A 14,772-nucleotide genomic window follows, 5' to 3' on the forward strand; every position below is an offset into this window, starting at 1 on the left:
AAATCCATGATCCGCCACACCCTGCCCCTCGTCATCCTCGCCGCCCCCGCCCTGCATGCGGATGTCATCGCGCTCCCGAAGTTCCCCGGCGAGGCCTTCGCCACTCCGGCCACCGCCGGGAATGTTGATCCGGATGCGTTCGCGGAATGGATGGATGGTTCCATCCGGAAAGTCGAAGCCTCTCCGGGAAAGCAGGATCAGGGAGCGCTGGCCGTCCTTTGCACACCCACCTCGAATCCCGGTCACGCCACGCTTTACTTCGGGGACTCCCGGAACCCGGGGCCGCGGCATCTGCGGATCGGCTTCAAGGAGGCGCTCCCGGTCGGGAGCATCCTGGCAAAGGACGGCGGCACGGTCAGCGTGCTGAAACCCGGAGCGGCCTATCCGGGTGATCCGGCGGATAATTCCCAATGGCTGCCCGCGCAACGGTATGACGGCGGCACTCCGGTCGCGGCCGGGCCGGAGAAAGGAAATCTCTCCCTGTGGATCCTGCCTCCCGGCACCACCACGCGGGCGCTGCGTTTCACCCACCATGCGAAAACGACCGACACGGAATACCGGGGCGCCTTGTCCGGGGTGATGGTGAGTCCCACCCGCTTCATGAATGAAGCATGGAACGCGACCGCCGCCGCCAGCATCCAGAGCCAGCATGCCGGAAAGGTGCTCAACGGAGCGCATGACGGGTGGGGTGCATGGGAAACCCAGGAAAAGGGCAAGGCACCGGCCGATGCGGCGGTCATTTCCGCGGATCATCCGGAGTGGATCACCCTGAGCTGGCAGAAGCCGGTTTCACTCAACGGACTCGCGGCCATCTGGGCGGGCATTTCCGATGCGGAGGTACAGTCATTCCAAGGACCCGCCGGCCGCCATCCGAAGGATGCTTCCGACACGGACTGGAGGCCCGTCGCCACCTACGGCAACATCCGCCACAGCTACCCGGCCCAGTTCTGGCCGAACCTGCTTTCCTTCCCCAGGGAGGTGAAAACCCGCGCCATCCGGCTGCGGATCACCGGAGCGGGGGCGAACCTATCCCATGCGAACAACAATGATGGAAAGCGCGCGTGGCTCGGCGAGCTGATGGCCTTGCGGAATCTCGGGAGCGAACCGCTCAAGGCCGCGGAAACCCTGGCAGCCGAAACTTTGCCAAAGGCTCCCATCCCCATCCGCTTCACCCTTGCGAAGCCGGGTTACGTTTCGCTGGTGGTGGAGAAGCCGGATGGCTTCCGCGTCCGCAACCTGGTGTCCGAGACCCACTTTCCCGCCGGGGAGAATGTCGTCTGGTGGGACGGCTCCGATGACCTGGGGCGCGACGCGGATGCGGCGATGCACGGTGTTTTCAACATCCCCGTCCGCTTCGTGGAACCCGGTTCCTACCGCGTCCGCGGCATCGTCAGGGATGACATCCGGCCGCATTACGAATTCTCCGTTTATACCACGGGCAATCCGCCGTGGAACACCGAGGACAGCACCGGCGCGTGGCTGGCGAACCATTCCCCACCGCAGGCGGCGGCATTCGTCCCCGCCGGGCAATCTCCTACTGGAAAGCCCGTAGTTTATCTCGGCTGCTATGTCACGGAGGGTCCATCCGGCCTCGCATGGGTGGATCCGGCGGATGGAAAGAAGCTCGGCGGAAAGAAATGGGTCGGCGGCCACTGGACCGCCGCTCCTTTCCTCGCACGGGATGCCGGGGAAAAAGCGGAGCCCGGAACGCATGTCTATGTCGGCTCCACCTGGGAGACGGAGAAAGGTTCCGGCATCGGTGAACTGCGCATCACCGCCCTCACGGAGAAAGGAGACAAGCCCATCGTCAAACTCTCGCTCGGCAAGCTGGACGAGCAATCCCCCGGCGCGGGGGAACGGACGGAGGACCTGCTGGGTGGCATCGCCGTCCACAATGGCGTCGCCGTGGCCGCGATGAAGCAGGAGAACAAGCTGCGTTTCTTCAGCGTGGCCGATGGCAAGGAAGTCCGCGCGCTTTCCGTCCCCGACCCGCGGGGGATCATCTTCGATGCCAAGGGCGATCTGCTCGTGATTTCCGGCACCCGGCTGCTCCGGTTCGCGCAGGGACAAGGTGAAGCCGCCACCGTGGCGGCCACCGGACTGGAAGATCCGCACGGCATCACCACGGACTCGAGGGGCAACATCCTCATCAGCGACTGGGGTGGCAGCCATCAGGTGAAGATCCTGACGGCCGACGGGAAGCTCTCCGGCACCATCGGCAAGGCCGGAAAGCCAGCGGCGGGGAAATATGATCCGCTGCGCATGAACCATCCCCATGGCATCGCTGTGGATGACCGTGGCCAGGTGTGGGTGGCGGAGCATGATTTCATGCCGAAGCGGGTCAGCGTCTGGACCATGGACGGGAAGCTGGCGAACGCGTTCTACGGGCCCGGCAAATACGGCGGCGGTGGCGCGCTCGACCCCGTGGACAAGTCGAAGTTCTATTACGCGGACGAAGGCCACGGCACGCTCGAGTTCAAGCTCGATTGGGAAAAGGGAAGCTGGTCGCTGGAGAACGTGCTCTACCGCCGCGTGCCGGATGAGATGAAGCTGTCCTTCCGCGCGGGGGGACCGGAACAGGCGGTGTACCGCGATGGCCGCCGCTATTTCACCAACGCCTACAACTCCAGCCCCACCGGTGGGCATGGCACGGTGTTCATCTTTGCGGAGAAGGACGGCATCGCCCGACCCGCCGCCGCGATGGGCAATGCGATGCGCTGGGAGCTGCTGAAGTCAGAAGCTTTCGCAACACGCTGGCCGGAAGGTCTGAAGCCTGACACCAAAAAGGAACCCGAGGCGTTCTTCATCTGGACCGATCTGAATGACGATGCAACGGCCCAACCGGAAGAGGTGACGATCCAAAAAGGGAAAAGCGGCGGTCTCACGGTGATGCAGGATCTCTCCATCTGCGCCGCACGCCTGGATGGGAAAGCCGTCCAGTTTCCGGTGAAGGGATTCACGGAATCGGGTGTGCCTCTCTATGATTTCGCCACCAGCAAGGTTCTGGCAATCGACGTCCAGCCGCCGAAATCATCCGGCGGGGACCAGGCGCTCGCCGGGACAGATGGATGGTCGGTGGTGACGCTGGGCATCGGCCCGTTCGACGGGCTTTCCATTTCCGGAGCGAAGGATGGCATCGCTAAATGGAGCTACCCCAGCCCGTGGCCGGGTCTCCACGCCTCCCACCGCGCGCCGCGTCCGGACGCGCCGGGCCAACTGATCGGCACCACGCGCCTGCCCGGATCGTTCTTTGAGATCAAGGGATCGGATGCGGGGCCGCTGTGGGCGCTGCACACGAACCACGGCCGCATGGCGGTCTTCACGCAGGACGGCATCTTCGTCGCCAACCTGTTCGAGGACATGCGTGGCGGCAAAAGCTGGAAGATGCCGGTCGCCATCCGGAACACCGACCTGGAGGGCATCACGCTGGGCGAGGAAAACTTCTGGCCCACCCTCACCCACGCCTCCGACGGAAAGGTCTATCTGGTGGATGGCGCCCGCAGCGCGATCGTCCGACTGGATGGACTTGAAACGATCAAGCGTCTGCCGTCCGCCGACATCAACATCTCCTCCGATGATCTGGAAAAAGGCCGCGTCTGGCGTTCTGATGTCGAGCTGGCCCGGCAGAAAGCCCACGGCAGCGGCATCATGAAAGTCGCCATCCGCCCGGACAAGCCGGTGGTCGATGGTGACATCGGCGAGTGGGCATCCGCCGACTGGGTGGACATCGACAAGAGCGGGGTGAAGGCCTACTTCAACGCGAACACGAAGCCCTACGACATCACCGGCGCGGTCGCCGTCTCCGGTGACAGGCTCTACGCCGCATGGAAGACCGGCGCGACGGAGCCGCTCAAAAACAGCGGTGAGACTCCGCTCGCCCCGTTCAAGACCGGAGATGCGCTGGACCTGATGCTGGGACCGGGAGGCGACCGGAAGAAGCCCGTGGCCGGGGACATGCGGCTGCTTGTCACGGTGGTGGACAAGAAGCCCCTGGCCCTGCTTTACCGCGCGGTGGTGCCCGGCACGAAGGATGGAGACAAGGTGCCCTTCTCCTCCCCATGGCGGACCATCACCTTCGACAAGGTGGAGGACGTTTCGTCGCTGATTGAGTTCTCAAGCAACGAGGGCAACCATGAGATTTCCATCCCGCTCGCGTCGCTCGGTTTCAAGCCAGCCGCGGGAGCGAAGATCCGTGGCGACATCGGCATCCTGCGGGGCACCGGAGGGGAAACCACCGCCCGCGTCTACTGGAGCAACAAGGCGACCGGCATCGTTTCCGATGTCCCGGATGAAGCCATGCTCAACCCCGCCCTGTGGGGGACCTTTGAGTTCAAATAATCAGATGACCTTCAATGGCAGCTCATTCTTCCGGAACAGACGGCAGGGACCGCATTCCATGCGGTCCGGCTGGGAGGATGCTCCATCATCCCGGGACACCCGTCCTTGGGGAACATCGCTCCCCTATTCTCCGGAGGAAGAGTCCCCCGCGTATCGATCATCGCAAGATATCAGCAACCGTCCCCTGCCGGACCGCATGGAATGCGGTCCCTGCCACGGACAGAACCAACCATCCCTTCCGCCTTCCATGAAACCCATCCTGTCCCTGCTGGCTCTCACCGCCTTTTCCTTCGCCCAGAACGATCCGGAAAGCCCGACGTCGAACAACGCCGAGATCCAGGTGCTCCCGGCACCGGGCGAAGTGGTGATCGATGGCAAAGACAACGACTGGGATCTCAGCGCGGGGATCTGGAGTTACAACGATCCGACATTGGTCGGGAAGCACTCGCTCTGGACCCACCTGATGTGGGACGAGAAGGGCATCTACCTGCTGGGCCGCTACAGCGATCCCTCCCCGATGAAGAACGCCACCCGGGGAAAGGACTTCATGCTGAGCTGGAAGGCGGATGCCATGCAGGCACGGGTCATCCTCGACGACCGGACGCCGGAGGAACACCAGATGCACATCAACCTGTTCCATTCCTCCTCCGAGAACTCCCACTACATGATCGTGAAGCACGGCGGCTTCAAGGCGCAGCCGCCCTACGATGCCACCGGCCCGGACCGTCCGGACCAGCAGGAGAAGTATGGCACCACCATGGAAAAGGCAGGCGGAAAGATCGCCTTCAGCCCATGGGACGATGGCCGGGGCTACAACATGGAAGCCTTCTGGCCATGGTCCTACCTGCGGACCAGCGGGGCGGCATTGAAAGCGGGCGACAGCTTCGTTTTCGGACTGGAAGCCATGTGGGGCAACGAGGACGGCTCGGAGATGACCCACCGCCTCGCCGACAACCTGAAGGACGACAAGGTGAACCGCATCTTCTTCTTCCGCGCCCGCGACGGCTGGGGGCGGGCCATCATTTCCGCGAAGGGAAATCTGGACATCACCGCCGACCAGAAGGCCCTCCAGGCGCAGCGGCTGAAGCAGTTCGTGGACTACGACACGGCAGGCCCCGTGGAGATCCGCTACACGCTGCCGGACGACCGGGACGTGACCATCGCCATCGACGACGCGCAGGGCCGCCGCGTCCGCAACCTTTTCGGGCAATATCCCCGCACGAAAGGTGAAAACACGGACCGCTGGGATGGCATGGATGACCAGGGAAACCCGGTGCCTGCCGGGGAGTATCACGCCCGCATCGTGGACCACCTGCCGGTCCGGCTGGAGTTCGTCAACAGCGCCTACAACGCGGCCACACCGCCATGGGCGACCAAGGACGGCCGCAAGTATTGGGGCAGCAACCACGGCCATCCGACCACCGCCGCGACGCGGGGGGATGTGACGCTCATCGGCTTCACCGGGACGGAAGGCGGCTCCGGCCTCATCCGGGTGCGGCCGGATGGCATCATCCAATGGGCGGACCAGTATGAGCTGATCGACGTGACGCTGGATGACCAATACGTCTATGCGCTGTCGCGCGACAGTTGGATCAAGCAGACGGTGATGCGCCGCTACAAGGTGGACAGCGGCACGATCCAGACCTTCGAGGATGAGGCGAAAAGCCCCAACGCAGTCCTGCCGGTGGAGAACGCCAAGGTGCCTGACGCCTCCACCATCGCCATCAGCAAGGGGAAGGTGTATTCCTTCATTCCCGGCGATCTGTTTTACCGGATGACACCAGCAACCGGTGCCGTGGAGTTCTCCGGCGACGCTCCCGGTTTGCTGGCCATCGAAGATCATGACGACAAGCTTTTCGGCCTCTTCAAGGACGGCATCATTGCCGAACTCGACACCGAAGGCAGGGCGACCCGCACTGTCATCACCGCGGAAGGTCTCCGGAAGCCGGTGCGGTTCGCGTTCAGCCAGGACGGCATGAACATCGCGGTCAGTGACCAGGAAACCCACCAGGTGTTCATTTTTTTCAGCCAGACGGGGCTCGCCCATCAGATCTTCGGCAAGCCCCACGCCACCGTGGACGGAAAGCGTCCCGCCGGAAAGTTCATCGACGGCAACTTCATCAACCCGCTCGGACTTGCCTTCGATCAACAAGGCCGGCTCTGGCTGGCCGAGGCCGCCGGAACCTGCCGCCGCATCACCTGCTGGAACCGGGATGGAAGCCTCGACCGGCAATTCTGGGGTGGGGCGGACTACGGGGCGATGGCAGGCTTTCCGCTGACCTATGACTCGTCCCGCTTCATCGCCCACGGTGTGGAGTTCCAGCTCGACCCGCAACCGGACGTCTTCAACCGCCCGACCGCTGAGAAAGCGTTGTATTTCCACCCGGAACTCAGCACCACCCGCGGCGTGGTCTATCGTCATGGAGATCATGAGTATGCGGTATCCGTTCCCGGCTACAACAAGCCGGAGGAAATGATCGTGGCGAAGCGGGACGCCGAGGGCGTGTTCCGGACCGTGGTCCGGGTGGTGTATCCGAAGGCAGGAAAGAACCCGACGCCGGGCAGCACCTGGGCGGATCGCAACGACAACGGCACCGTCGATGCGAATGAAACCACCACCGGCTTTCCCTCCCGCGCCCACTACTGGAGCAACGGCTGGATGCGGCCCGACCTGACCTTCATCACTCCCGACCAACTGGTGTTCCGGCCACAGAAGTTCACGCCCGGCGGCGTGCCGCTGTATGATTTCGCGAATCCGGAAAAACTGCCGAACCACTTCACCCCTGACTACCGGTCGAACCGCTCCGGCACGGTCGCGCTGGACATGGAGGGGAATGTTTCCGACGGCATCAACTACGCCACCACGGACGGTCGCACCGGCAGTTACCCGAACCCTTTCGGACGTCACGATGCACCCGCCGCGCGGCGCGGGCTGCTCATCGCCCCTTTCCGGACCAACGGCGTGGTGGAGGATGTGCCGGGCGTGGGCAGCATCACCGCCATCGGTGGGGACCGCGGGGAGTGGTTCCTCATGACCATGGACGGGCTTTTCCTTTCCTCCATCCTCCAGGACTCGAAGGGCGATGTGACGCTGGATGAAACCTACGTGGGCCAGGAGTCGTTCGGCGGCTTCATGTGGCGGGATGAGAAAGGCCGCATCCTGGCGCAGTTGGGCGGGGCTTCCTACCGCATCATGGAGATCAAGGGACTGGACTCCACCCGCAAGCAGACCGTAGCGGTAACGCTCACCGACAGCCAGATCGCGGAGGGGGTGAAGCTCGCGCAGTCACGGCTCGCGGCCTCCGGAAAGGAGCCGGAGAGTCTGATGATCGCGAAGGTTTCCAAAAGTCCCGGACAGCCCGCGGAACCGGACACCAACCGGAAGACTCCCCTGATTGATGGCGCGGAAACCCTGCGCGTGCAGGAACCCGGAGATCCGCTCCGCTGGTTCCGCGCCGCGCTTTCCCATGACGGAAAGAACCTGGCGGTGATGTACCAGGTCAGCGACACCAGTCCGTGGAAGAATGCGGAGGGTCGTTTCACCCACGCCTTCATCGGCGGGGACGCTGTCGATCTCCAGCTCGATGTGCCCGGGCGTGGTCCCATCCGCATTCTGGGCGCATCCATTTCCGGAAAGGACACGGTGACCTATTGGCAGCGGAAGGCGGACAAGCAGGAAAGCCCCACCACCTACGTGGTGTCCAACAACGAGGCGAACGCCCAGCAATTCGATGTGGTGAAGCGCCTGCCCGGCGCGAAGCTCTCGGTGAAACCCGGCATGCGAGGCTACTCCGCGCTGATGACCATCCCGCTCTCCGATCTTGGGATCGACCCCACACAGGCCGCGGACCTCAAGGGCATCATCGGCGTGATCTTTTCCGACCCCAGCGGAACGAACCGCGCGGCGCGGCTTTACTGGCACTCCAAAGCGACCGGCTTGGTTTCCGACGTACCGAGCGAGTCGAAGCTGACGCCATCCCAGTGGGGGCCGGTGCGCCTCCAGAATTGACTGGAGCCACGGACGGGCTGCGCTCTTATTACCCCATGTCCGTAAAAAAACTCATCCTCCTTTCGCTCGCCGCCCTGGCGCTCCCCGCCAGCGCCCAGACCAAACGCATCGCCATCATCAAGGCCGATGACGTCACCAGCGTGAACCCGAAGTGGGAGCGCTTCTTCAAGCTGGCGGCGGAACACGATGTGCCGGTATCCGCCGGGGTGATCGCCGTTTCCTTCGAGAAGCAGGACGAGAAATACGACGAGTGGCTGAAGAAATGGGAAGCCACCGGCAAGGTGGAATTCTGGAACCACGGCTGGGACCACAAGCAATGGGAAGAAGAAGGGAAAAAGAAATCCGAGTTCGGCGGCTCCGGCTACGAGCACCAGAAGAACCACCTTACCAAGGTCCAGGCCGCTTCGAAGGAAGCGCTCGGCAAGCCGTTCAACACCTTCGGCAGCGGCTTCAATGCCATGGACTCCGACACCGCCAGGGCGCTCAACGAAATCCCGGAACTGAAGATGGTCTTCTGCTACCCCGGCGCGAAGCCGACCAAGGAGATGAAGGACAAGATCCTCCTGCCGATGACCCTGCGGGGCGAGAACGACGGCACCGGCAAGCCGAACTTCGCCAAGTTCAAGGAGGAGTATGAGAAGAAGAAGGGCGATCCCAACCTGACCCTGGCGGCGGTCCAGTTCCACCCCGCCGCGTTCAGCGAGGATGGCTTCAAGGACTTCGCCGCCATCGTCGATTTCCTGAAAGCGGAAGGCTGGACGTTCATGCTTCCTTCCGCCTACGCCGCGTCACTGGGGAAATGATTCCTTTTTTAGGGATTGCCATCCGGGCGGATTCATGCTGAAGGATGGTGGTCTAAAACCCCCATGAAACCCCATCGCTTCCCCTCGTTCGCGCGGGTGACCTCCCTTTTTGCCTGCGTTACGGCCCTCACTCCAGGATTCACTTCCGCAGCCCTTTTTTATTGGGACGGGAGCGCGGCTGACAACAGTTGGGCGAACGCCCTGAACTGGTCCACCGCCCTCGCGCCGGATACCGGCTCCGGGGTTCCTGCAAGCGGAGACAGCGTGTTCTTCAACGCGACGGGCGTGACCGGGCCTCTGACGGTGAACCTCGATGGGAACCAAGCCGTCGGCGGAATCACCACGAATTCCGGAAACGGCTTCCTCACCACGATCCAGGGCGGGGTTTCCGCGGGGGACAACTACACGCTGCAACTGGGAAGCGGTGGGATCACGCACGCCATCGGAGGTCTGACGATCGGCTCCGCCACCTTGGGGAAGGTCACCGTCAGCCTGCAGGACTCACAGATTTGGAGCAGCTCTGCAGGCGCTCCGGACGCCCGGGCGATTTTCGTTCTGAATGATGTCAGCCTCGGGGTCAGCGGCTCCCGGACCCTGACCCTCACGGGCAGCAATACCGGCTCGAAGATCGATGGCATCATTTCCGACGGGACGGCGGGCGGCATCCTGGCCTTGGTGAAAACCCATTCCACGGGTGCCTGGACACTGAACGGAGCCAATACCTACAGCGGCGGCACCACACTGACAGCCGGCACCCTCAATCTCAACAACGCCACCGCCCTCGGCACGGGAAATTTCACCATCACCACCGGCACCATCAACAACACCAGCGGGGCCGCCGTCACCCTGACCAACAACAACACCCAGACCTGGAACGGGAATTTCACTTTCTCAGGCACCGGCACCGGGGCCAATGCCCTGAACCTGGGAACCGGTGCCGTCAGTCTCGGGACCACCGCCGGAACGGCGCGGACGATCACGGTCAACGGCAGCACCCTGACGGTGGGCGGCGTCATTTCCAATGGCACCACCGCGAATGCCCTCATCAAGGCGGGAACGGGTGCACTCACCCTTTCCGGAGGGAATCTTTACACCGGCGGCACGACCTTGGGTGCCGGCACACTCAACCTCAACCACGCCACGGCCCTGGGGACGGGAAATTTCACCATCACCGCAGGTACCATCAACAATACCAGCGGGGCGGATATCATCCTAACCAACAACAACACCCATACCTGGGATGGTAATTTCACCTTCACCGGGACCAACAGCCTGAATCTGGGTACGGGTGCGGTCAGCCTCGGAACCGCCGCGGGGACAGCCCGGACGATCACCGTCAACGGCAGCACCCTGACGGTGGGCGGCGTCATTTCCAATGGCACCACCGCGAATGCCCTCATCAAGGCGGGAACGGGTGCCCTCACCCTTTCCGGCGGGAATCTTTACACCGGCGGCACGACCCTGGGCGCCGGCACACTCAACCTCAACCACGCCACGGCCCTGGGGACGGGAAATTTCACCATCACCGCAGGTACCATCAACAATACCAGCGGGACGGATATCATCCTGACCAACAACAACACCCAGACCTGGGATGGTAATTTCACCTTCACCGGGACCAACAGCCTGAATCTGGGTACGGGTGCGGTCAGCCTCGGAACCGCCGCCGGAACAGCCCGCACGGTCACGGTCACCGCCAACACCCTGACAGTGGGCGGTGTCATTTCCAATGGCACCACGGCCACCGGCCTGATCAAAACCGGGACGGGCACTTTGGTCCTTTCCGGAGCCAGCACCTACACCGGACCGACATCCATCTCAAACGGCATCCTGAGTGTTGCCTCCCTCAACAGCGTGGCGGGCGGTGCCGCCAGCAGCAATCTCGGCGCCCCCATCACGGTGAGTGACGGCACGATCAACCTGGGCGCCACCACCACCGCCGGGCAACTGCTCTACACCGGCGGCGGGGAAACCACCGACCGCGTCCTCAACCTTGCAGGAACCACCGGCGGGGCGACCATCACCCACAACGGCACCGGCCTGCTGAAGTTCACCAGCAACCTCACCGCCACCGGCAATGGCAGCAAGACGCTGACCCTCCAGGGCACGGGCGATGGCGAAATCGCCGGGATCATCGCAAACAGCACCAGCAACACCGGCCTCGCCAAATCCGGCGCGGGCACCTGGACGCTTTCCGCGGCCAACACCTACACCGGCACGACGACGGTGAACGAGGGCATCCTACGTCTAGCCGGAGCCGGGCTGCTCAGCACCGGCCACCTTGCCATGAATGGAGGCCAGCTCGATCTCAATGGCACCAACCAGACCGTAACGAATTTCAACGGGACCGCCGGCGCCACCATCCTCAACAACGCCGCTTCCACCACCAGCACCCTCACCATCGGCAACGTGAACGGGACCGGAAGCTACGCGGCGAGCCTCGCGGATGGCTCCGGCATCCTGGCCCTCACCAAGACCGGTTCCGGCAGCATCACGCTTTCCGGGGCCAACAGCTACAGCGGCCTGACCACCGTGTCCGGCACGGCGGCCCTGATCGTGGGCCACAACAACGCGCTCGGAACCACGGCCAGCGGCACGACGGTGAACGACGGAGCACGGCTGACCCTCGCGGACGGCGTGACCGTGACCGGCGAGGCCCTGACCATCACCGGCCAGGGCGGAGGCAACGGCGCATTGCAGGTGCCAGCCAACGCCACCGGCACCTGGAACGGCTCCATCACCACCACAGGCACGGAAGCGCGCCTCGGCGTCCAGTCCGGCGGCCATCTGATCATCAACGGGGACATCAATGCCTCGGCCAGAGGCATCATCATCCGCACCGTGGGCGACGCCTCCACCGCGGCGGCCGTGTTTGACAGCACCCTCATCACTTTGGGAGGAACCTACACCGGCACGGATCTGATCCTCTACCAAGGCGTGGTGAAAATCGGTGCCTCGGAACGCATCTCGGACTCGACACTGATCACCCTCGGCACGACGGCTTCCACCAATATCAAGCAGCGTTTCGACCTCAACGGCTTTAACGAAACCGTCGCCGGCATCACCGTGGCCGGCACCGCCGCGAGCGCGACCCATGAAGTGACCAACAGTTCCGCGACGTCCAGCACCCTGACGCTGAACTCTTCCGGTGACAACCTGCTCTTTTCCGGGATCGTCACCGGAAATCTGGCGATCGATAAGATGGGGTCCAACACCATGACCTTCTCCGGCGCGAACACCTACACCGGCACCACCACCGTCAGGGCGGGCACCCTGGCCGTCTCCCATGCAGGGGGCCTCGGCTCCACCGACGGAGAAACAGTGGTCAATACCGGCGCCGCATTGGCACTTTCCGGCGGGATCACCATCACCGGCGAGACACTCACCCTCAACGGCACCGGGGTCAGCAGCGGTGGCGCCCTGCGCAACACCAGCGGTAACAACACCTGGGCCGGCACGGTCATCCTGGGTGCCGGTGCCGACCCCTCCAGCGGCAGCGCCGCCCGCATCAGGTCCGATTCGGGCAGGCTAACGATCAGCGGCGTCATCCAGGACGGCACGACCGGGAACGTCGGCATCCGCAACACGGGCAGCGGGACCGTCGCCTTCTCCGGGGAAAACACCTACACCGGCACGACCCACATCGTCGTCGGTGCCCTCAGCGTCGGTTCCATCAACAGCGTCTCGACCAATCCCACGCTCGGCACCGTCCATTCCGCATCGAGCAATCTCGGCGCGCCCACCACCATCGCCAACGGCACCATCCACCTCACCACCACCGCCGAGGCCGGGGAACTGATCTACACCGGCGGCGGGGAAACCACGGACCGCGTCATCAACCTCGCCGGGACGACCGCCAACGGAGGTGCCATCCTCACCCAGAACGGCACCGGCCCGCTCAAGTTCACCAGCGACCTCACCGCCACCGGGGAGAGCAGCAAAACACTGACCCTCCGGGGCACCGGCGAGGGCGAACTGGCCGGGGCCATCGTCAACAACTCCGCCACCAACATCACTTCCATCTCCAAAAGCGGTGCCGGCACCTGGGTTCTTTCCGGGGTGAATACCTATACCGGCGGCACCTCCGTCAACGGCGGCACCCTGGTCGTTTCCGGTGGCATCAATTCCTCCACCAGCCTGAGCGTGGACAACGGCACCTTCCGCCTGGGTGCGAACGATGTGGTCGCCGATGCCGCCACTGTGACGCTCGGTGTCGGCGGGATCCTTGAAACGAATGATTTCAGCGATCTGCTCGGAGCGCTCGCCATCGCCGGAGATTCCACGATCAACCTCACCGGGACCAGTGTCCTCCAATTCGCCGATTCCAGTGGCAGCGCCTGGTCCGGCCTCCTCAGCATCAGCGGTTGGTCCGGCCTGGAGGAAGGCTCGGGCGCGGAGCGCCTGATCTTCGGCTCCAGCGCCTCCGGCCTGACTCCGGACCAGCTTTCGCGTATTTCCTTCCTCAACCCGGAGGGCTTCGATCCCGGATCCTACGGAGCGGCGATTCTTGGCAACGGTGAAGTCGTCCCCCTGATCCCCGAACCCTCCTCCGCCCTGCTGGCCATCGCAAGTGTCTGCGGACTCGCCTTCCGCCGCCGGCGCACCGCATGATTGGGAAAACCACCGGGAGCGATCGTAGGATGACCCGATCTTCCAAGCTCGGGGAGGAGTACAAATGCCCCCAACCTGCCTACCATCAGAATTTATTCCAACGGACCGAATTCTCAAAATACCTGTCCAAAATCATCCGGCGGCTGCCTTGATGTATCTGAAACCGGGAAAATGCCCATCCGGGCGCCATCCTTTTCTTTGAGACATCATGAAAAACCCACTCCAGCTATCCGTCTTCGCACTACCGTTGCTCGTCTCCACCCCTTCCGCGGGGGCGGCCACGGTTTATACGGCCTCCTCATTCACCAACTCCCTGGGCGCAAGCACCGGCCACAACATTTCCAACATCAACTGGACCGCGGATTTCGGGACCTCCTCCTCCATCACCTCCGGGGTACCCGGCAGCGGAAATTACCGAATGGGGGTGTTCGATGGCACCAGCGCCTCCGCCAGCGGTTTCACCGTCGAGGATTATATCTATGTCCAGAAATGGGGTGTGACCAATGGAGCGACACTGGACACGGATGCGATGTTGAGAACCACCAGTCTCACTCCTTTCGCGCCCTCGGCCTACACCTCGCTCACCGCCTCCTGGCACCGGAACGGCAACTCCGCGGCTTCCATCCGCTTCATGATCCAGACCGGTGGCGTTTGGTACATCGCCGATACCCCCACCAACGGAACCGGGAATGGCACGGTCAGTTTTCCGGCCCCGTCCTTCGACATCCTTGCCTCCAATTGGACCACCCTCGGGACTAATGTTTCCATCGGAGACACCTCTGGCATTTCCTACTCAACCCTCTTTGGCGCCGGACAAACCATCACCGGGGTCGGCCTTTACATCGACAACCTCGATGTGAACGCCACCGACGGGCTGACCACCACGCGTTTCGACAATCTCACCATCGAAGGGGTTCCGGAAGCCACCACCGCCCTTCTCGGCATGATGGGCATGCCGCTGCTCTGCCTGCGCCGCCGAAAATGACAGGCCGTGTGATTTTTTCCGGCTGA

Annotated in this window: 5 protein-coding genes; all 5 read left to right on the forward strand. The window is 63.3% G+C overall.

Translation table 11 applies throughout. The annotated features are described in order from the left end of the window. Positions 1-6 precede the first annotated feature (6 nt). Positions 7-4,338, forward strand: coding sequence for a hypothetical protein (locus KF712_13460; GenBank protein ID MBX3741998.1), 4,332 nt, complete (start codon positions 7-9; stop codon positions 4,336-4,338). 247 nt (positions 4,339-4,585) lie between these two features. Further along, the gene (locus KF712_13465) at positions 4,586-8,347 is read left to right on the forward strand and encodes a hypothetical protein (GenBank protein MBX3741999.1); all 3,762 of its coding nucleotides are present in this window, start codon (positions 4,586-4,588) and stop codon (positions 8,345-8,347) included. Between the two features lie 35 nt (positions 8,348-8,382). Beyond that, on the forward strand, positions 8,383-9,150 hold the full coding sequence (locus KF712_13470; protein MBX3742000.1) for a polysaccharide deacetylase family protein: 768 nt from the start codon (positions 8,383-8,385) through the stop codon (positions 9,148-9,150). Positions 9,151-9,213: 63 nt separating this feature from the next. After that, positions 9,214-13,761, forward strand: coding sequence for an autotransporter-associated beta strand repeat-containing protein (locus KF712_13475; GenBank protein MBX3742001.1), 4,548 nt, complete (start codon positions 9,214-9,216; stop codon positions 13,759-13,761). Between the two features lie 208 nt (positions 13,762-13,969). Beyond that, positions 13,970-14,746: a hypothetical protein gene (locus KF712_13480; GenBank protein MBX3742002.1), complete on the forward strand. Its 777-nt coding sequence runs from the start codon at positions 13,970-13,972 to the stop codon at positions 14,744-14,746. The last annotated feature ends 26 nt before the right edge of the window (positions 14,747-14,772 follow it).

This window comes from Akkermansiaceae bacterium (assembly GCA_019634595.1).
In the GTDB taxonomy this organism is placed as follows: domain Bacteria; phylum Verrucomicrobiota; class Verrucomicrobiia; order Verrucomicrobiales; family Akkermansiaceae; genus Luteolibacter.

Excerpts from the sequence above, each read along its gene's own strand:
- KF712_13465 (MBX3741999.1), top strand. The coding sequence starts at position 4,586 with ATGAAACCCATCCTGTCCCTGCTGGCTCTCACCGCCTTTTCCTTCGCC.
- KF712_13470 (MBX3742000.1), top strand. The coding sequence starts at position 8,383 with ATGTCCGTAAAAAAACTCATCCTCCTTTCGCTCGCCGCCCTGGCGCTC.
- KF712_13480 (MBX3742002.1), top strand. The coding sequence starts at position 13,970 with ATGAAAAACCCACTCCAGCTATCCGTCTTCGCACTACCGTTGCTCGTC.
- KF712_13460 (MBX3741998.1), top strand. The coding sequence starts at position 7 with ATGATCCGCCACACCCTGCCCCTCGTCATCCTCGCCGCCCCCGCCCTG.
- KF712_13475 (MBX3742001.1), top strand. The coding sequence starts at position 9,214 with ATGAAACCCCATCGCTTCCCCTCGTTCGCGCGGGTGACCTCCCTTTTT.